At 47.5% G+C, this 20,247-nt stretch carries 19 protein-coding genes; 10 read left to right on the plus strand and 9 right to left on the minus strand.

From position 1 onward, the window contains the following. Window positions 1-43 precede the first annotated feature (43 nt). Window positions 44-544 carry a transcriptional regulator OhrR gene (gene ohrR / locus K0H61_RS13950; RefSeq protein WP_220050045.1) on the minus strand — a complete coding sequence of 167 codons (501 nt, stop codon included), beginning with the start codon at window positions 542-544 and terminating at the stop codon, window positions 44-46. A 125-nt stretch (window positions 545-669) separates the two neighbouring features. Here ohrR and K0H61_RS13955 point away from each other — a divergent pair, with 125 nt between their 5' ends. The 3 genes from K0H61_RS13955 (at window position 670) to K0H61_RS13965 (ending at window position 3,021) form a co-directional block, all read left to right on the plus strand. Next, a complete protein-coding gene (locus tag K0H61_RS13955) occupies window positions 670-1,095 on the plus strand; it encodes an organic hydroperoxide resistance protein (RefSeq protein ID WP_220052730.1) in 426 nt (141 codons plus the stop codon). 223 nt (window positions 1,096-1,318) lie between these two features. Next, window positions 1,319-2,737, plus strand: a complete 1,419-nt coding sequence (locus K0H61_RS13960) for a cytochrome C biosynthesis protein (protein WP_220050046.1) — start codon at window positions 1,319-1,321, stop codon at window positions 2,735-2,737. A gap of 98 nt (window positions 2,738-2,835) precedes the next feature. Beyond that, window positions 2,836-3,021 (plus strand): cytoplasmic protein, encoded by a 186-nt coding sequence (locus tag K0H61_RS13965; RefSeq protein ID WP_220050048.1) that lies wholly within the window; start codon window positions 2,836-2,838, stop codon window positions 3,019-3,021. Between the two features lie 102 nt (window positions 3,022-3,123). Here K0H61_RS13965 and K0H61_RS13970 read toward each other — a convergent pair whose 3' ends face one another. From K0H61_RS13970 to K0H61_RS13980, 3 genes are all read right to left on the minus strand, one after another. Beyond that, window positions 3,124-3,414 (minus strand): hypothetical protein, encoded by a 291-nt coding sequence (locus K0H61_RS13970; protein ID WP_220050050.1) that lies wholly within the window; start codon window positions 3,412-3,414, stop codon window positions 3,124-3,126. Window positions 3,415-3,498: 84 nt separating this feature from the next. Beyond that, complete coding sequence (locus K0H61_RS13975) at window positions 3,499-4,020, minus strand: class I SAM-dependent methyltransferase (RefSeq protein ID WP_220050052.1); 522 nt, start codon at window positions 4,018-4,020, stop codon at window positions 3,499-3,501. After that, window positions 4,017-4,457, minus strand: coding sequence for a hypothetical protein (locus tag K0H61_RS13980; protein WP_220050054.1), 441 nt, complete (start codon window positions 4,455-4,457; stop codon window positions 4,017-4,019). Before K0H61_RS13980 ends, K0H61_RS13975 begins: the two co-directional genes overlap by 4 nt. Before the next feature lie 445 nt (window positions 4,458-4,902). Between K0H61_RS13980 and fccA the strand changes: the two genes are divergently transcribed. The 3 genes from fccA (at window position 4,903) to K0H61_RS13995 (ending at window position 8,772) form a co-directional block, all read left to right on the plus strand. Next, complete coding sequence (gene fccA / locus K0H61_RS13985; RefSeq protein ID WP_220050056.1) at window positions 4,903-6,690, plus strand: fumarate reductase flavoprotein subunit FccA; 1,788 nt, start codon at window positions 4,903-4,905, stop codon at window positions 6,688-6,690. Window positions 6,691-6,944: 254 nt separating this feature from the next. Continuing rightward, complete coding sequence (locus K0H61_RS13990; RefSeq protein ID WP_220050058.1) at window positions 6,945-7,934, plus strand: 2-hydroxyacid dehydrogenase; 990 nt, start codon at window positions 6,945-6,947, stop codon at window positions 7,932-7,934. 100 nt (window positions 7,935-8,034) lie between these two features. Continuing rightward, complete coding sequence (locus K0H61_RS13995; protein ID WP_220050060.1) at window positions 8,035-8,772, plus strand: dienelactone hydrolase family protein; 738 nt, start codon at window positions 8,035-8,037, stop codon at window positions 8,770-8,772. 26 nt (window positions 8,773-8,798) lie between these two features. Here K0H61_RS13995 and K0H61_RS14000 read toward each other — a convergent pair whose 3' ends face one another. Continuing rightward, window positions 8,799-9,326, minus strand: coding sequence for a mechanosensitive ion channel family protein (locus K0H61_RS14000; RefSeq protein WP_220050061.1), 528 nt, complete (start codon window positions 9,324-9,326; stop codon window positions 8,799-8,801). A gap of 101 nt (window positions 9,327-9,427) precedes the next feature. Here K0H61_RS14000 and K0H61_RS14005 point away from each other — a divergent pair, with 101 nt between their 5' ends. The 4 genes from K0H61_RS14005 (at window position 9,428) to ahpF (ending at window position 14,537) form a co-directional block, all read left to right on the plus strand. Beyond that, complete coding sequence (locus tag K0H61_RS14005; RefSeq protein WP_220050063.1) at window positions 9,428-10,171, plus strand: spermidine synthase; 744 nt, start codon at window positions 9,428-9,430, stop codon at window positions 10,169-10,171. A 112-nt stretch (window positions 10,172-10,283) separates the two neighbouring features. Beyond that, window positions 10,284-11,861, plus strand: a complete 1,578-nt coding sequence (locus K0H61_RS14010; RefSeq protein ID WP_220050065.1) for a leucyl aminopeptidase — start codon at window positions 10,284-10,286, stop codon at window positions 11,859-11,861. A 289-nt stretch (window positions 11,862-12,150) separates the two neighbouring features. After that, a complete protein-coding gene (gene ahpC, locus K0H61_RS14015) occupies window positions 12,151-12,720 on the plus strand; it encodes an alkyl hydroperoxide reductase subunit C (protein ID WP_220050066.1) in 570 nt (189 codons plus the stop codon). A gap of 233 nt (window positions 12,721-12,953) precedes the next feature. Continuing rightward, window positions 12,954-14,537 (plus strand): alkyl hydroperoxide reductase subunit F, encoded by a 1,584-nt coding sequence (gene ahpF / locus K0H61_RS14020; protein ID WP_220050069.1) that lies wholly within the window; start codon window positions 12,954-12,956, stop codon window positions 14,535-14,537. A 141-nt stretch (window positions 14,538-14,678) separates the two neighbouring features. On the opposite strand, the gene recJ is transcribed toward ahpF, so the two are convergent. The 4 genes from recJ to brnQ form a co-directional block, all read right to left on the minus strand. Further along, on the minus strand, window positions 14,679-16,403 hold the full coding sequence (recJ, locus tag K0H61_RS14025) for a single-stranded-DNA-specific exonuclease RecJ (RefSeq protein ID WP_220050071.1): 1,725 nt from the start codon (window positions 16,401-16,403) through the stop codon (window positions 14,679-14,681). Window positions 16,404-16,519: 116 nt separating this feature from the next. Continuing rightward, window positions 16,520-17,275 (minus strand): bifunctional protein-disulfide isomerase/oxidoreductase DsbC, encoded by a 756-nt coding sequence (dsbC, locus tag K0H61_RS14030; RefSeq protein ID WP_220050073.1) that lies wholly within the window; start codon window positions 17,273-17,275, stop codon window positions 16,520-16,522. Window positions 17,276-17,497: 222 nt separating this feature from the next. Further along, entirely contained in the window at window positions 17,498-18,418 is a 921-nt protein-coding gene (gene xerD / locus K0H61_RS14035; RefSeq protein ID WP_220050075.1) for a site-specific tyrosine recombinase XerD, read from the minus strand. A gap of 80 nt (window positions 18,419-18,498) precedes the next feature. After that, the gene (gene brnQ / locus K0H61_RS14040; protein ID WP_220050077.1) at window positions 18,499-19,908 is read right to left on the minus strand and encodes a branched-chain amino acid transport system II carrier protein; all 1,410 of its coding nucleotides are present in this window, start codon (window positions 19,906-19,908) and stop codon (window positions 18,499-18,501) included. Between the last annotated feature and the right edge of the window lie 339 nt (window positions 19,909-20,247).

Consider the following 20,247-nt stretch of genomic DNA (forward strand, 5'->3'; position numbering starts at 1 on the left):
ATATTAATTGTGAAGTCTTGACCTTGCAAACGGGTAAAAAGTCTTATTTAATCTCCGAGGAATGTAATGCACTAATGGTTTTATCACACAATTCCTTAAGCATTTTCAGCTCGGCATCTTCTCCGCCAACTTTGCAGCGCATTTGAGTCGGCACTTCTCTGGCCAGTAGCTTCAGCGCCTGCCCCTCTGGCGTTAACGACAATACCCGCACACGCTCATCCTGCTCGCTGCGACCGCGACTGACTAGCCCCTTAGACTCTAGGCGTTTTAATAATGGCGTAAGCGTGCCTGAGTCGAGGAATAATTTATCCCCTAATGTCTTAACACTGATCCCCTGCTCCTCCCAAAGCACTAGCAGTACTAAATACTGGGGATAAGTTAAATCCAGTTTTTCGAGAAGCGGACGATAGGCACGCACTATCGCATTGGCGGCACTGTAAAGCGAAAAACAGACCTGATTATCTAAGCATAAGAGATTGTCTGAAATAGCAATATCACCAGAAGGAATGGGATCTGCACAAAGGTTAGTAAGAGGTTTCGTCATGGCTGTGGTCTAAAAACTTAAATACATTGCGCACAATATACTTGCATTCTCCCTAAAGATCGAATTATAGTTTAACACAATTTAATTGTGCGCAATTAAATATCCACTACTGAATGAGGTCTATGATGAAAACACTTTATGAAACACGTGCCACTGCAAAAGCGGGTCGCCAAGGGGAAGTCAGTACCGATGATGGATTATTAAATGTCGCCCTTGCCTACCCAAAATCTATGGGGGGAACGGGTTTAGCAACCAATCCTGAACAATTATTTGCGGCAGGCTATGCGGCTTGTTTTTCAAACGCCGTGCTACACGTAGCACACATCACTAAGGTTGCTATCAAAGAAGCCCCCGTTAGTGCGATCGTCGGTATCGGCGCGAATGCTATGGGCGGTTTTAGCTTAACAGTGGCGCTTGAAGTTGACTTGAACTTACCCCAACAGGAGGCCGAAGCTTTAGTTCGTCACGCGCATCAGGTCTGCCCATACTCGAACGCAACACGCAATAACATCGACGTTAAATTAAATGTAAATGGAGTTGATCTCAATTAATTCCTTACTCGGTGAAGCCCTCTTGTTTAGCATTGGAGTTGTTAAGAGGGCCAACACTGACTTAAACCATTTAAAATAAACCTGCCTTAGTTCCCAAAATAAAAGGTTTCGCGAGTTAACTAACACTTCTGAATACCGAATTTAATCAAGTGATTTTTATTGAGTAGAGTAAATAGTGACAGCAACTTTGATCATTCATTAACCCACGATAGTGGGAGGCTATATGACTAAATACTTGGCGAAATTTACTCTGCTGTGCTCTCTGTTTTTAACATTTATAGCTGTGCCTGCATGGGCAGAAACCCCGTCGGTTAATGACCAAACCTGGCACTATACCGATGCCCAAGGTGAGCTTAAGCTCAAACTCTACTTCTTTTGGTCTAAAACCTGTCCACACTGCGCCGAGGCCCACCCCTTTATCGATTCGCTGCCACAAAAATATCCTTGGATAAGCTTAGAATCCCATATGGTGTCAGACCCTGGCGTTCAAGAGATTTGGCAAAATATCGCCACTAAAACCCAAACCGATGCGCGATCTGTTCCCTATATGGCAAGTTGTGAAAAAGCCATCGTCGGCTACACCAGCGAAGCCGTCACCGGTGAGTTTTTAGTCAACCGCTTAAAACAATGTTACTTAACCCTCGGTGGAAAACTGGCACCAGAAGATATGCCAAGCACCATGTCTACACCCACGAGTAATCCAGATGAACCCTTATTTGGCACCTGCGGCTCAGATACTGGCGAAGGCACCTGTGATGCTTCAACAGTGACCAGCAGTGCCGCAGAGGTTCAGCCCGTGGAATTACCAATTGTCGGCATTGTGACACCCGAGACCATGTCGCTGCCGCTCCTCACTCTTGTGCTGGCGGGGGTGGATGCCTTTAATCCCTGCGCCTTCTTCGTGCTGCTATTTTTGTTATCGATTATGGTGAACGCAAAGAGCCGCGGTCGCATGTTATTAGTCGGCGGAATATTTGTGTTCTTCTCAGGCTTTATTTACTTCCTGTTTATGACTGCTTGGCTGAATATTTTCCAACTCCTCGGTGCAGGCAACGACGGCTCGATGATCATCTTTGCCGCAGGGATCCTGGCGCTTATTGCAGGCACCATTAATGTGAAGGAATACTTTTTCACTAAGGGCGAAGTCAGTCTGTCCATGTCGGCGGAAAATCGCACCAGCTTAATAAAACGCATGGGTAAACTCTCTAATTCCAGCAGCTTAGGTGCACTTATATTAGGTTCAACTGTGCTTGCCATTCTAGCCAATGCCTATGAACTCTTATGCACAGCGGGCTTCCCCATGATTTATACCAGCGTGCTGTCGATGCATAATCTGCCGGAAATTGAGCGTTACATGTATCTGGTTTTATACAATATTGTTTATGTCATCCCGTTAGCTGCCATTGTAATTGTGTTTAGCGCGACGCTAGGGAAACGTAAACTGACCGAAAAAGAAGGCCAGACCTTAAAACTCATGTCTGGTGTGATGATGGTCGGCATGGGTATTGCGCTGGTTATCGACCCTACGGCGCTGCAGAATATTGCGCTAGCGCTAGGGTTAATTCTTGGTTCGCTTGGGCTCACGGCAATCATAGTTCTAGGTAGGAAATTAATCTCAGGTAAGGAAAGTAAAACGGCTTAGGCCAACATCGGAGGCTTAATTGGCAAGTTGACATTTTAGGTCTTAAGTAAAGTTTCAGCTTGCCGATACTAAGACTCAGCTTACAAAAAAGGTTAGTTATGTCTATTTCACTGAACACTCAAGCCGTTACACCAAACTTAGAAAATGGTGCCATTGGTGTGAAGGTCGCACAGTTGGCTAAAGAGCAACAAAAAGCCGAAGGCCAAATTGCTGTCGATTTGATTCAAGCAGCCCTACCTCAACCTGTAGGTAATACGGGCCACAATATCAATACCAAGGCTTAATAGCTTTGTTGATGTCACCCGTATAAATAAAAACGCCCCGCATGTTTGGGGCGTTTTTGTATCTGTCGTTTTAGCTTAAATTGCTGTAAGCCTAGAGGACATTTAAGAAAAAGCATGACCATTCACATGCATAATCGTGAATGTCCACACAACAAAGGCCAGCGGAATATGCACTAGGGCATAAAAACACTGGTCGAGGCGACTCATGCCTTTGGCAAGCCAAATCAAATAACAGTGAAGACCTATCACTAAAGGAAATAGAGAAAACAGCGGATATAGGGCATAGGGACTGGCATCGGCAAGCACGCTATGACTGAGTAAGGCCCATGCCACCATAATGGCCGTGGTTACTGGTGGCAATGCTATGCGGTATTGATCTGGATATGGAAACATCCCTTCCCTCTTTGTCTTTATTCAATGACTTGAATCTGCATCATCCTTAGGCACAGTCCTCCCAGCAAAGTGCCGTTCGGGCAATCAAGGTTTTTGTGCAACTAACTGCGCCTTGTAACTGCGATTGTCAGCCTCAGCTAACAGACCTTCAAAGTAATGCAAAGGCCGCCAGTTAGCAAACACCATTGAGAGTTCATTGGGCATGAGTAAGAAATCAGGATTTCGTGGTCTGCCAATTTCAGCCTGTTGCCAAGTAAAGGTTTCGTACAAAATAAGCCCCTGCGGCTTTATACAATGAGCAATCTGGTCAAACAAAGGCCGGTGTAAATAGTTGAACACGAGTACTATATCAAAGGCTTCAACGGGTAGTATTGGCGCACTGCCGTCCTCTAAATTCCATTGTAACGTCTCTGCCCTTAGATGATTGAACCCGTTTAGTGCCGAAATATCCCTATCGATAAAAGTGACGTGGGCACCCTGTGCTAAAAACCACAATCCATTACGCCCTGAGCCACAGGCTAAATCCAATACCTTAAGCCCGCTGACATTCGGTAACTGAACTTGAGTGATTAAGCTACAAACTTGAGTAAGAGATGCATGGTTCATCCTTTGATTTCTCTTTTAGTATCAATTTGTTTACCGTGCAGAACCGAGAAATGCCTTAATCCCGATGGACCATGGGAAACGACCACAGACAGGAGTAATACTAAGATAAACAATTCGGGTTTATAATCCGCCATCGGCACAAATAGGCAAATAAGCCCAATTTTCATCAGGGTTAACACGCCTTTTAGCTGGATCAACCAACGCCAATCCCGCACCACTTCCCACAGCATTAAAATACAGCCCGTCGCCATCGCAATGTACCAATAATTAAGCCAAAGTGATTTTTCAACGGCCAGAAGAATGCCTCCCCCCGCACCACAAATCCCTAGGATATGCAGTGCCCTTAGACTGGTTTTGCTAAGGCGCTGTATCCAAAAGCGTGTTTCTGACAGCCTGGATTTTGATTCGTATTCCCTAGGCTTTTTATCTCGCGGCATAGTTCATCCCTATTTCATCACCTCAAAATGCATCAATCGCTGATTTGTCTACTCACAAGTGCCAGAATAGCTAGCATAAATTATGATGCAGTGGATTACGCTATAGGTGTTCACATATTTCAAAGCCAATATTCAAATATCCGGTAACTTCTAATCTATTAAATTAAATATCATTGATTTAGCATTCAATTATTTGTTAACTCACGCAACTTATACCGCATCAATAAGGTAATTAAGCTCTCTTAAACGGCTATTTTAAGCCATGCTGCACAATTCAAATATTTCCCGCGCCACCAGCCTCAGTTTATGTGACCCAATCAGCCTTATACCTCTTTAGGGAGTGGTAACTTTGCCTCGCAGACCTAAAGCGCGTGAACCTAAACTCATGCTCACGCCATCATCTAACGCCTATTAAGTCGTTTAAATATAAGGTGGAGGAACAAAGATGTTCTCAGGAAAAGTAAAAAAAACCGCTCTTGCATTGCTGGTATCGGGATTCGTGACTGGCACGGCCTATGCCGCACCAGAGTTTCTGGCCGATTTTCACGCCGAGAATGGCTGCGACAGTTGCCATGCTTCAGCCAAAGGTAGTGTTAGCGACGATAACCTTAGCCACGAAAATGCCCAGTGCGTCAGTTGCCACGGTGACTTAAAAGAGCTGGCCGCAGCAGCCCCTAAAGATAAAGTTTCTCCCCATCAATCCCACTTAATCGGTGAAATCGCCTGTACCAGCTGCCATAAAGGCCACGAAAAATCCGTCACTTACTGCGATTCTTGCCATAGCTTTAGCTTCGACATGCCCTATGGTGGCAAGTGGGAGCGCAAGTTCACACCGGTCAATGCGGATAAAGATATTCAAGACAAGGCGATTGCCGCGGGCGCTAAGGAAACCACCGACGTCGTCATTATCGGCTCCGGTGGCGCAGGCCTTGCCGCCGCCGTATCGGCTCGGGATGCGGGTGCTAAGGTGATTCTGCTTGAGAAAGAGCCGATTCCTGGGGGCAATACAAAACTGGCCGCAGGAGGCATGAACGCCGCAGAAACAAAATCCCAAGCAAAGCTGGGTATCGAAGACAAAAAACAGATTATGATCGACGATACCATGAAGGGCGGCCGTGAGCTTAATGACCCAGAATTAGTCAAAGTACTGGCCAATAACTCATCTGATTCCATTGATTGGCTTACCAGTTTAGGCGCCGATATGACCGACGTGGGTCGTATGGGCGGCGCCAGTGTAAACCGCAGCCACAGACCCACAGGTGGTGCGGGTGTTGGCGCCCATGTAGCACAGGTGCTATGGGATAGCGCAGTAAAACGCGGCACTGATATCCGCCTTAACAGCCGAGTGGTTCGTATTCTTGAGGATGCCAACGGTAAAGTGACAGGCGTATTAGTGAAGGGCGAATACACTGGTTACTACGTGATTAAAGCCGATGCTGTAGTCATTGCCGCGGGTGGCTTTGCCAAAAACAACGACCGTGTTGCCAAGTACGATCCTAAATTAAAAGGCTTTAAGGCGACTAACCACCCTGGCGCAACGGGTGATGGTCTCGATGTCGCCCAGCTTGCAGGCGCAGCCACGCGCGATCTTGAATATATCCAAGCTCACCCAACCTATTCACCCGATGGCGGGGTGATGATCACCGAAGCGGTTCGTGGTAACGGGGCTATCGTCGTAAACCGCGAAGGTAAACGCTTTATGAACGAAATCACCACCCGTGATAAGGCGTCCGCCGCTATCTTGCAACAAACCGGAGAAAGTGCCTATCTGCTCTTCGATGATTCGGTGCGTAAGAGCTTAAAAGCCATCGAAGGCTATATGCACTTACAGATTGTTAAACAAGGGAATACGGTTGAGGAATTAGCAAAGCAGCTCAACGTGCCCGCTGCGGAACTTGCCACTACAGTGACCACCTACAATGGTTTTGTTAAGGCGGCAAAAGACAGCCAATTTGAGCGCCCAAACCTGCCGCGCGAACTGGTCACCCCTCCGTACTATGCCCTAGAAATTGCTCCGGCAGTGCACCACACAATGGGCGGTGTGGTAATCGACACCCAGGCCGAAGTGAAGAGTGAAAAAACCGGTAAACCTATCTCTGGTCTCTATGCTGCCGGGGAAGTTACCGGCGGTGTTCATGGCGCTAACCGTCTAGGCGGTAACGCGATTTCCGATATCGTGACCTTCGGTCGAATCGCGGGTGCCTCTGCCGCAAAATATGCTAAAGATAATTAGCAGCGAAGTGGGGAAAGGATTCCCCCATAGGCATACGTAATCACCAAATTTCATTAGGCAGCAAACCTAGGGCCTAAATGCACACTCAATTCAAAGCGAGCCGTCAGGGGCTCGCTTTTTATTTGCCAATAAAATCAGAGAAAAGAAATGACCCAGCTCACTGTTTTTACAGGTCAAGCAATGAGCTTAAGGACAAACTCAGCATAGTCACATACACTCAAAACCAGATAACGGCAGCCATTTAGGTGATTGAAATGAAGATTGGATTTTTTAGCGCGAAACACTACGACATGCAGCATTTTGACCGAACTAATGCCGCTTTCGGTGCGCAGATTGAGTATTTCGATTATCGCCTGTGCATGCAGACCGTCAAACTCGCTGAAGGCTTTGAAGTGGTCTGCGCCTTTGTGAATGACTCACTCTGCGAAGAAGTACTAGTCGAGCTAGCCAAGGGGGGGACTCGGATCATCGCCATGCGCTGTGCAGGATTTAATAATGTCGATTTAGTTGCAGCTAAACGCCTCGGTATGCAGGTAGTCAATGTCCCAGCCTATTCCCCAGAGTCCGTTGCCGAACATACAGTCGCCTTAATGCTGACCCTGAACCGTAAAATCCATAAGGCCTATCAACGTACTCGCGACGCTAATTTCTCCCTCGAAGGATTAGTCGGTTTCAATATGTTCGGTAAAACCGTGGGGGTTATTGGCACGGGGAAAATTGGCGTCGCCACCATTAAAATCCTGCTCGGATTTGGCTGTAAGGTGATTGCCTATGACCCTTACCCAAATCCCGCTGTCACATCGCTAAATGTGGAATATCAAACCCTAGATAACATTTATGCCAACAGCGATATCATCAGTCTGCATTGCCCACTTACTCCCGAAAATCATCATCTATTAAGCAAAGATAGCTTCGCCAAAATGAAAGCTGGCGTCATGGTCATCAATACTAGCCGTGGCGGTTTGCTCAACGCCTTCGATGCGATGGAAGCCTTAAAAGTCGGTCAAATCGGCGCGTTGGGGCTTGATGTTTATGAAAACGAAAAAGAGCTATTTTTCGAAGACAAATCCAATGAAATCATTCAGGACGATGTGTTCCGCCGACTCTCTGCTTGCCACAACGTCATTTTTACTGGTCACCAAGCCTTCCTCACCGAAGAGGCGCTGGGCGCGATTGCCCATACTACATTAACCAACGTCAAGGCACTCTTAGCAGGGGAACGCTCTGGTAACGAACTGTTTTAATATTGCGCTTGTTAACCGATGTCGAATCGAATTAACTGACAGCTAACCGCTTGACTGATAAAGTGAATCTTCAGTCAGGCGCCCGACAGGATAATAAACAATGTTAGTAACTCAAGAAACTCAGGATATTGCGACACCCACAGGGGGAATGCGCACCTATCTCTATCGGCCAGACGCTAAGGGAGCCTTCCCAGCCATCATCTTTTATTCAGAAATTTTCCAGCAAACAGCTCCTATTGCTCGGGCGGCAACGATGCTGGCTGGCCACGGTTTTGTGGTGTTAGTGCCCGAAGTTTTCCATGAACTCAACCCCATAGGTACAGTGCTAGCCTACGATGATGTGGGTAAAGATAAAGGTAATGCGGATAAATTTGCCAAACCATTAGAGCATCACGACAGTGATGCACAGTCGCTTATCGACTTTGCCTGCAGCCTCAGCTATTGCACTGGAAAGGTCGGCAGCATGGGCGTGTGTATTGGTGGCCATCTCGCCTATCGCGCCGCACTGAACCCTACAATTTTAGGTGCATTCTGCCTCTATCCAACCGATATTCACTCCAATACGCTGCCCTGTGCCTATGGCAACGACTCCCTAAGCCGCACCGGCGATATTCATGGGGAATTAGTGCTAGTGTTTGGTAAACAAGATCCCCATGTCTCACCCGAAGGACGAGTGCTGATTCACCAGCAGTTGATGAGTCTGCAGCGAAATTTCAGTTGGTTTGAGGTGAACGCCCAGCACGCCTTTATGCGTGATGAGGGAGAGCGCTACGACCCAGCACTTGCGCTACAGATGTACCAGCAATCAATTGCCTTTTTCCACCGCGTATTGAACTAACACTGCCACATTACAACCGAGGCTAATTACTCCTTATCTAAGGTTTTATTAGTCTCGGAAATTGATGGCTGAGCGGCCAACTTTAATACAGCCTTCTGCAACATCAAATTATTAGGATAAGTAATAGTGTCGCCATTGGCCCGCTGGATAAGGACATGGAACAGGGCAATTTCAATAATCACACCACTGATGTCTTCATCCTTATCCACTACGCGAATACGCTCACCGATGCGATAGGGAAACACGAAAAAAATTAAAACACCTGCGGTAAGGTTACTCAAAATCGACCACTGTGCCACTAAGGCAACGCCCATGACCGCAAACGCGGAAGAGACAAATAGCGAAACATCCTGATACCCAAGCCCAAGGGAAATGGCCATTAGCGACAGAGTCACAAAAAACATCAAATAGGAAATAAATCGTGTCACTAGGCTAGTGCGCGCTACACTCACTTGCTTCATCGCAGCCAGTTTTCTTATCCACGTGGTTAACGCCCGTTGCAAAAAGATAAACACCACAAGATAAATACAGGCAAGCAGGATTTGATTTGTCATAATAGCCACTTAGAAAACGAAACCGACTGAATTCACACTTCTTTGTCTGCCATTTATAACACAGACAAAAAAGCCAAGCAGCAAACAGAGTGATACCGACTATGACAGACGCGACCCTATTACACGAAACCCAAGATGAATACGGCGTCATTCGCGTACTCGACTACGGTGAATCTCGGGTACTGTCCTTTGGGGATAATGACGAGCAAAGTAAAATTCTGAAAACCTCGCCCCATGTACCGCAGCACACCTATGTTCAGGCCATGCTGCTGGTTTTGCTATTCTGTAAGCCTAAGAGTGCTATTGTGCTTGGGCTTGGCGGCGGCGCCTTGATCCATGCGCTTCGCAACTTCGATGCCGCTATAAAACTCACGGCGGTTGAACTGCGGCCAGTGGTGATTGAACTTGCCAAGCGTTACTTTCAACTACCGATTGGGAAAAAACTTAATCTTATCAACGGTAATGCCATCACGTTTTTAGAAAATCCGGACCATAAAAAGGTCGATGTGATTTTCGCCGATATCTATAGCGCCAAAGGCGTCGACAGCGCCCAACTCTCACCCAGCTTTCTCGAAAACTGCACCAAACTCATCAAACCCAATGGCTATTTAGTGCTGAATTGCTGGAAGGAACATAGCCAAAACCGCGAATTACTCGAGGATCTAAAGCAGCATTTTGCCCATATCGATGCCTGCCTCACTAGCGGCGGTAATTGGGTGATATTTGCGAGCCAAACGTCGCAAATACTCGGCGACAGTTCCCTTAAAAACCAAGCTCAAGCCCTGTCACAGCAACTGGACTTTGCCCTCGAGCGATCCCTGAACCGATTCGGCCCTTGGGTTTGAAAATTTATAGTAAAAATAGTTAGAATTTATCTCGATCATTTGCGCTAAATTAGTTACCCCTAACCCTTGGCTTTGGTATGCTTCTCGCCCTCGAATGAACTGAACTGTCACCATGAAAACCCAGCACAAATTACGCTTAAGCGTTATGGCCCTGGCGTGCCTTAACCCTCTTTATGCTAACGCCGAAACCTTTAGTTTTGACAGTCGTAACTCACTGAATTCAGACACTTTGATTTTATTCCAAGATGCTGATTCGACGACTTACAGTATCGATGTACTTCCACAATCAACCCAAGATCAGCTTACCTTGGCCGTAGCCGATAACAGCTTCTCCGGTAAACGTGGTGAAGTGATCGAAATTTTGGTGCCAAGCGAGATAGACGCTAAACGGGTGCTGCTTGTTGGTATCGGTGAAGCAAAGACCCTTACACCGGGTGAAATTAATGCCCTCGGAGGCTTAATTGCCAATAAACTCGAGACGGTTCCCCAAGCTAAAGTGCGGGTCTTTACTCAAGGATTAACGGCTAACCCTAACTTTGGCTCTGAGCTTGCCCACGGTATCGAACTGCGCAGCTACCGTTATAGCCAGTACAAGGCCTCACAGCACGCACAAAAGAATTATCAAATCGCTGTTGATGATTTAAGCCAAAACCAAAAACATCATAAAGGACTTCAAGCCATTGAAGCGGGAGTATTTTTGGCGCGTGACTTAACTAATGCCCCCGCAAGCAAGATGTACCCCGAAAGCTTTGCCAACGAAGCCAGAAAGCTCAAAGCCCTCGGTGTAAAAGTTACTGTGCTCGAAGCCAAAGACATTGAACGTTTAAACCTAGGCGCCTTAGCCGCGGTGGGTAAAGGCAGCGAGCGTCCACCTAAGCTGGTTGTCGCCCACTGGCCCGGTAGCAAAGAAGCGCCTATAGCTCTGGTGGGTAAAGGTATTACCTTCGACTCTGGCGGCTACAATATCAAGGCCACTGGCACCTCTATCGCGCGAATGAAGTCCGATATGGCTGGCGCAGCCACAGTGCTTGGCACAGTAAAAGCCATGGCGATCCAAAAGGCGCCGGTAAACGTCGTTGCCGTCATGCCGATGGCGGAAAACATGGTTTCGGGTCATTCGATGATCCCAGGCGATGTGATAACCACAGCCCAAGGTCTTACCGTTGAAGTGTTAAATACCGACGCTGAGGGCCGCTTAGTGTTGGCCGATGGTCTCTGGTATGCCCGTGAGAACTACAACCCAGCGGTGATTGTCGATGTCGCGACTTTAACCGGTTCCAAAGTTGGCGCCCTTGGTAATGTATACGCTGGTCTATTTACCGATTCCGATACCCTAGTGCAGCAACTCACCTATGCAGGTCAGCAGGTAGGTGAAAAAGTCTGGCGTTTACCGCTAGATCAGGCCTATGGTGACGAACTAAAATCGAGCATTGCCGATCTTAAAAATACCGGTAAGGAAGGTAGCGCGGGCGCGTCCTCTGCGGCAATGTTCCTTAAGCATTTCGCTGGCGATCAGCCTTGGGCGCATCTTGATATCGCAGGAAATGCCTTAACCGCTACCGACACTCCATTAGTCCCTGCGGGTGCAACGGGTTACGGAGTACGTTTGCTCAGCACTTGGATAAATCAGCTCCCCAAACAAGTCAATTCTGAGCTAAATACGGCGGAAACATCCAAGAACCTGATGTGATTTCTGATTTAGCAAACGTTAAGGGATACCACTGGTATCCCTTTTTTATTGGCCGTAATTTAAGGAATATTTTAAAAGGTAAACAATCAATTGGCGTCAAAGCCGCAGCCTGCCTACGCTTTCGACCTATGAGTTAAACCCCAGCAAGGTGTTCGACAAAACCGATTAGAATAATAGTTTTTATGCGTTATATTTATTTAGCATGCCTAGGTAATATGCTTCACATCAACGGAACACAAGCGTGTTTACGTTTTAATCTTAAAGCTAATTAACTAAATGGATGCATAAAATGACTCAATCAATTATCAACAGCACAATCAAACCATTCAAAAGCACTGCCTACCACAATGGTGAGTTCGTTCCTGTAACAGAACAAGATCTGTTAGGTAAATGGTCAGTTGTATTCTTCTATCCAGCAGACTTCACCTTCGTTTGCCCTACTGAATTAGGCGACATGGCGGATCACTACGCTAAGTTACAATCTATGGGCGTTGAAGTTTACTCAGTATCGACTGACACTCACTTCACTCACAAAGCATGGCACGATACTTCTGACACCATCAAGAAGATCAACTTCCCAATGCTGGCTGACCCTACTGGCGTTATCAGCCGTAACTTCGGTGTGATGATTGAAGAAGAAGGTTTAGCTCTGCGTGGTACTTTCGTTATCAACCCAGAAGGCCAAGTGAAAGTTGCTGAAATCCACGATTTAGGTATCGGCCGTAGCGCAACTGAACTGGTTCGTAAGATCCAAGCTGCTCAATACGTTGCGACTCACGATGGCGAAGTTTGCCCAGCTAAATGGCAGCCAGGTGACGAAACCTTAGCTCCATCTTTAGACCTAGTTGGCAAAATCTAATCTAGCCTAACAAGCGTCAACCCCGCCAACCTAGTATCTCAAGCTAGTTGGCAGCGCAGTAAGACGGCAATTGCACGAATCCCCATGAGCTTAGTAGCTAAGTGATTGGGGTGAGTAAATGCAGCCAACGCTACTGCGGTGCCAAATAGGAAGAGAGAACCGCCCCCTGCAAGGTTCTAGGTTGGCACCCCTCGCGTTTCAATTATCTCATTTTCAAGGATTTTGGAGTCATCATGTTAGATGCGAATTTAAAAAATCAACTGCAAACCTACCTGCAAAACCTCAAGAGACCAGTTGAACTTGTCGTGTCTGCAGATGAAAGCAAAAAGTCTCAAGAATTAGCTAGCTTAGCTAACGACATTGCCAGCCTTTCCTCTTTAGTGAGCATCAAAGAAGCTCAGGGCTCTCGTACGCCGGCAATGACAGTAGTTAACCCAGAACTCAATACTCAGATTAGCTTTGCTGGTCTGCCTATGGGTCACGAATTTACGTCACTTGTGTTAGCCCTGCTGCACACGGGTGGACACCCAATCAAACTCAGCGATGAAGTCATTGAGCAGATCCGTAATCTGCCGGGCAAATATGAGTTTGAAACCTATGTATCACTCACCTGCCAAAACTGCCCTGACGTAATTCAGGCGCTGAACATGATGGCTGCAATCAACCCGAACATTACCAACGTGATGATCGACGGTGCCCTATTCCAGGATGAAGTGGCTGAACGTAACGTGATGGCCGTACCTTCGGTGTACTTAAACGGCGAAGTATTTGCCGCGGGTCGCATCAGCATCGGTGAGATCTTAAACAAGCTCGATACTGGCGCAGCAAGCCGTAAAGCCGAAGAACTGAGCCAAAAAGCCCCGTACGAAGTCTTAGTTGTTGGTGGGGGCCCTGCTGGGGCTGCGGCTGCGATTTACGCTGCCCGTAAAGGTCTTCGCACCGGTGTGGTTGCCGATAAATTCGGTGGCCAGGTAAGCGAGACTGTTGGTATCGAAAACTTTATTTCGGTTAAAGAGACTGAAGGTCCAAAACTGGTGGCTAACCTTGAAGCCCATGTGCGTGACTACGAAGTCGACATCATGGATAACCAAAAAGCCGTTAAACTGGCGAGCGATGGTTTATTCGAACTGGAACTCGCAAGCGGTGCTAAACTGCGCAGCCGCACCGTTCTTCTAGCCACCGGTGCCCGCTGGCGTGAAATGAACGTACCAGGCGAGAAGGAATACCGTGGTAAAGGCGTTGCCTACTGTCCACACTGTGACGGCCCATTATTCAAAGGTAAACGCGTTGCGGTTATCGGTGGCGGTAACTCAGGTATCGAAGCGGCAATCGACTTAGCAAACATCGTTGAGCATGTCACTGTACTCGAGTTTGATAGCAAACTGCGCGCCGATGACGTATTGCAACGTAAAGCGGCCTCTATGGGTAACATCCATATTATTACGCAGGCGTTGACGACCGAAGTGACAGGTGATGGTACCCGTGTAAACGGCCTGAACTACACCGACCGTGCGACAGGTGAAAACCACCATATCGCGCTAGCAGGTATCTTCGTGCAAATAGGTTTAGTGCCAAACGCTGAATGGTTAAAGGGTACTGTGGAATTAACCCCACACGGCGAAATCATCGTCGATGAGCGCGGCCAAACCTCTATCCCAGGTGTATTTGCCGCAGGTGACGTGACTAACTCACCTTACAAGCAAATCATCATCGCTATGGGTAGCGGTGCCAATGCTTCACTGGGTGCGTTTGATTACTTAATCCGCCACAGCGATGACAGCACTGAAACAAAAAGCACAGATACAAAAGCAGCTTAATCAATCGATTAAGCAATGAAATCTAAACTTGATTTCAAGTATAGATTTCAAAAGAAAAGCCAGCGAAAGCTGGCTTTTTTGTTTGCTCATTTGCGCCTCAAACAATGCAATTCATCTGCTTCGATGACTGTTAACCACAAGCTACATTGGCTCGATTTGCTCTACCATGAGTTGCAGCGAGAAGTTACCGCGGTACTCATTCACATCCAGTTTGTAGACGATTCGCGCATGGGAAATCGTCGCATCCGGCCAAGTGTGTAAATCCACATTAAAGGCGATAGCATCGAGCATCACAGCGCCGCACTCGGTTTCGAGCACCAGCTTCAAGTGGCGCTCACCGACAATCCGCTGCTGAATAATTCTAAAATAGCCATCGAACATCGGCTCCTCAAAGGATTGTCCCCAAGGGCCGGCATTACGTAACAGCTGCGCTAGCTCAAGGGTTAAATCGGTGGGAGTCAGCTCGCCGTCCGAGAATAACTCGCCGGTGAGTTGCTCAGGCTTCAATTGCTCGCGCACCGCATCATCATAGGCCTTGGCAAACTGGGCAAAACCGCCCGCTTTTAGGGTTAATCCTGCCGCCATCGCATGGCCGCCGAACTTAATGATAAGGCCAGGGTGGCGGGCATTGACTAGCTCCAGCAGGTCGCGCATATGCAAGCCCTTAATAGAGCGCGCAGAACCTTTAATCTCACCATTTCCTGCATCGGCAAAGGCGATTACTGGCCTGTGGTATTTATCCTTAATTCGCGAGGCTAAAATCCCAATTACGCCCTGGTGCCAATCCTCTTGGAATAACGCAATCCCCCAGGGGAGCTCATCTTCATTGAGCTTTAAATATTCGAGGCTCTTAAGCGCCTCCTGCTGCATGCCAACCTCAAGCTCACGGCGCTCTTGGTTTAAGCCATCGAGCTCCGATGCCATCCGCCGCGCATACATAATGTCTTCACAGAGCAGGGTTTCAACCCCGAGCGCCATTTCATCGAGCCTGCCCGCCGCATTTAGCCTTGGCCCGACGGCAAAGCCAAAATCCGAGGCCACAATACGGGCGGGATTGCGTTTCGCAACCTCAAGCAGCGCCGTGATCCCTACGCGGCAACGACCGCTACGCACCCTTTGTAAACCTGCCTCGACCAAGATGCGGTTATTAGCATCGAGCGAGACCACATCCGCGACTGTGCCTAGGGCAACAATGTCGAGCAATGTCCCTAGATTAGGCTCGGCTATGCCGCGTCTTTCATACCAGTTTCGGGATCGAAGCTCCGCGCGAAGCGCCGTCATCAAATAAAAGGCAACTCCCACTCCGGCAATCGACTTACTGGCAAACTGGCAGCCCTGCTGATTCGGATTCACAATCGCATCGGCGAGCGGCAGACTTTGCCCTGGCAGATGGTGATCGGTAATGACCACCTGCATACCGAAGGCTTTAGCCGCTGCGACACCCTCGATGGATGAAATACCGTTATCGACCGTGATTAATAGTTCTGCTTGTTTCGAAGCCGCAACGGCGACAATTTCAGGGCTTAGGCCATAGCCATAGTCGAAGCGATTCGGAATAAGGAAATCCACTTTAACGGCCCCCATCATCCGCAGTGCTAGCAAACACACACTGGTTGAGGTTGCGCCGTCGGCATCAAAATCGCCGACGATCAAAATCGATTTATCCTGCTCAATGGCGTCGGCAACAAGCTTTGCTGCATCCGTTAAACCGAGCATAGTCTCGGGTCTTAGCAGCCCTTTAAGGCCAAGTTCACACTCATGGGACTTGACACCACGGCGAGCATAAAGCTGCCTTAAGAGTGGCGGTAGATGGGCGGGTAAATGGCTATCATCAACGGTTTTTCGACGGACAATCTTATGGATCAAGGGCGACAAACTCTTTGTAAATAATGGGGACTTCGTTAATAGGGAGGATAACAAAAAGGTGAGCCTTAAGCTCACCTTTCAATAGATAATTTTAGACGCTTAGATGCGTGCTTGGATTAGCGACGCGATTCTAAGGTGCGCAGCAGATCGGCTGGCGGTTGATAACCTGGTACCATGTTACCATCTTCAAGCACCATAGCAGGCGTACCATTAACACCGAAAGTAGCACCTAGGTTATATTGCTCAGCAATTTTGGCATCACAAGTAGCAGAAGAGATTTTTTTACCGGCCTTAGCTTCTGTCATCGCCTTTAATGGCTCCTTCGCACACCAGATAGCTTCCATCTCGTCAGCATTCGCCGAAGGCACGCCCGCACGCGGGAAGGCTAAGTAGCGAATGGTAATCCCTAGCTTGTTGTAGTCGGCCATTTGGCTATGCAATTTACGGCAGTAACCGCAGCTAACATCGGTAAACACTGTCACTACGTGTTTTTCATCCTTGGCCTTGTAAACCAGCATATGGTCTTCCAATGGCTTCATCATTTCTAGACGAGGGCCAGCCATGGCAGACTCAGTCAGGTTTTTCATGCCCTTATCCATATCGTAAAGGCTACCGTGGAACAGTTTAGACCCGTCACGACTGATATAGAGTACACCACGGTTAGTCATCGCTTGGTACAGGCCATCAATCGGTGAGTCCTGCATTGAAATCACGTCAAGATCCAGCATCTGGCTGAGTTTTTGCTTAATCGCAGCGGTGTCAGGCGCTGATGTGTCAGACTTTGGCGCAGTGTCTGCGCTAGCAAAAGGCGCAACCGCTATAGGCAGAGCAACAAGGGCGAAAACTAAGGATAAGGCTCGGGTCAACTTCATGGGACGTCCTATAAATTGATATCGCAACGGCAAGTAATTGGGTCATTTGTTCGATTTTTGTTCGACGATTACCAGACTTTGTATTCGACTTTTCATTCGGTAATGTAATAGACCCTGCATGGGGGCAAAAAGTTACAGACAAGCCATTAAGAATGCAACTTTATACTGTAACTAAATGAGTGAGAAATACCTTCGCTCAATCACTTAAAATGGCACTCCACCTTAACCTCGGGGATGGTGCTGTTGATGCAGCTCCTGCAATCTTGCCCTTGCCACATGGGTATAAATTTGAGTTGTTGAAAGATCGCTATGTCCCAGCAAAAGCTGCACAACCCTTAAGTCGGCGCCGTGGTTTAGTAGGTGAGTAGCAAAGGCATGACGTAGTGTGTGGGGTGAAAGCTCGGTTTCGATTCCCGCCCTCAGGGCATAGAGTTTAATTCGATGCCAAAAGGTTTGACGGGTCATCATCTGTGCGCGATTTGAAGGAAATACCACGTCAGACTGACCGCCTTTCAAGAGCTCTGGGCGAGCATATTTGAGGTATTGCTCTACCTCAGTAATAGCCAGTTCGCCCATGGGCACTAAGCGCTCCTTGCCCCCCTTACCCACAATCCGTACTAAGCCTTGGCGCAGACTCATTTGCTCCATGGTGAGTCCCACCAGCTCGCTCACCCGTAATCCAGTGGCATACAAGAGTTCGAGCATTGCCTTATCGCGACATTCGATAGGGTCTTCCACATTGGGCTCACCGAGTAATCTATCGACTTGGGCTTCACTTAAGGAGTCGGGTAACTGAGGGCTTAATTTAGGCGACTCGATTAAGGCCATGGGATCGGTCGAGATCTGTTTAGTCTGTACTAGGTAAGTGTAAAATCGCCTTAAGCTACTGAGGAGCCTTGCACTACTGGTGCGGGCAAACTTCTGCTCGACCCGAAAGGCTAGATAATCCCTGACATCACCTTGGGTAACATCGACTAACTTTCTTCCACGTTCAAATTGATAACGGTCGAAATGACGTAAATCGGTGCGATAGGCATTGAGGGTGTTGTCACTTAAGCCCTTACTGGACCATAGATCATCGAGAAATGCATCAATTAACGGATCGCACTGGTAGGACTGTTCGCCCTGAGAGGTTTTAGCCACAAAAACTCCATAAAAAACGGCGTATTCAAAGGATACGCCGTCGATATTAACTTAACAGCCCCGCTAAAGGGAGGGCTAACTTAAACTGTTGTCGCTTGCTGTGGTTTACCAACAAATAAGCACAACACAATCACTATCGCCGTCGGCATTAACCATGCCATGCCCTCTTCATATAAAGGCAATTTAGACAGGGCTGGCGCCATGCCGTTAACTAAATCAACAAAGCCTTGGGCTAAGCCATTGGTTGCCTGACCGTTTTCACCAACTAAGCCTCCCGCAGCGACTTTCATGCCGTCTAAGATACCGAAGAACAGCGCAACCAATAAGGCTGCACGGTGGGAAAACTGCGGATTACGGAAAAAGCCCGTTAAGAAGGTCACAGCAACCAAAGCAATGGCTACAGGATAAACCGTCATCAGCACGGGAATACTGATAGAAATCAGTTGAGTTAAACCAACGTTTGCCACCAGTGCACAAATGACGCTGAAGAAAATCACCAAGAAACGATAAGATAATTTCGGCATTAACTCGTTGAAGAACTCTGAGCACGCACTCACTAAGCCCACCGCAGTGGTTAAACAGGCTAAGGTCACAACAGTCGATAATAGTACAGTACCTAGGCCGCCAAACTCATGAGTCACATAGTTAGTTAATATCTCACCGCCATTTTTAGCACCCGCTGCGATATCACCCGCAGTTGCCCCGAGGAAAAACAGTGAAACATAGACAAAGGCTAAACCGCTCGCGGCGATTAACGCTGCGCGAATAAGATACTTAGTTTGCGCAGCCGGTGCATCAACGCCCTTCTTACGCAGAATATCGATAATCAGCATACCAAACATCAAAGACGCCAAGGTATCCATAGTGTTGTAGCCTTCTAGCACCCCCTTGGTCAGCGGATGACGGGCATATTCGGCAACAGGAACACCTGCATCCACTGCAGGCAAAAACATCACTGAAATAGCTAGGCCGACTAAAAGAGTTAACAAAATTGGGGTTAACACTTTACCCACGCTGTCGAGCAATTTGCCGGGGAATAGCGCCAGCAACATAGTCACGATGAAAAAGCCCAAGGTATAAAGCAGTTGTGACAGATTAAGCTCTGTTGAGCCAAACATGATGGTCGCGGTGGTATTGTCGATAAAGGGCTTAGCGCCAATTTCATAAGCTACAAGGCCGGTACGCGGCGCCGCAAATGCAGGCCCAATGATGATATAAATAGCCACAGCCAGCGCGGTTGCAGCAAATACTGGCAGCATCGCCATAACCTTACCTTGAGCCTTAGCAACAGCGATGAGCCCGACTAAAGGTAAACCTACGGCAGTGATGAGAAAACCTAACATGGCGAGGGGCATATTTTGCCCAGCTAACATTCCTGCGAATGGCGGGAAAATCAAGTTACCCGCCCCTAAGAAAAATGCAAAGGTCATAAAACCTAAGCCTAATGTATCAGAGATACTCATGTGATTGTGTTGCACTGAAAGCCCCATCTTGTCTTATTGTTTTCAATAAACTTAATTGATCCTGTGACTATTCGCCACAGCTAAAACGTCAAGCCGCACGCGCGTTTAATTATGTTTACACTATAAAAGAAGTAAATATTTAAACGACTGATGAACAATTAACCAAATGAAAAGTAAAAACGACTAATCTGACGATTATTTGATCTAAAACCCCACTAAACGTACCGATACATATTAAATCGATTGAAAATGGGGGCAGAACTAATATCAAAATAAATAGAGCAATACAACCAATTCGACATTTTATGCTCAAAAAAGCAGACAGTTGATAACGCCATGCTAATCAAGGGTTACCAAAATAACAAT

The sequence above is a fragment of the Shewanella acanthi genome, from assembly GCF_019457475.1.
GTDB lineage: Bacteria > Pseudomonadota > Gammaproteobacteria > Enterobacterales > Shewanellaceae > Shewanella > Shewanella acanthi.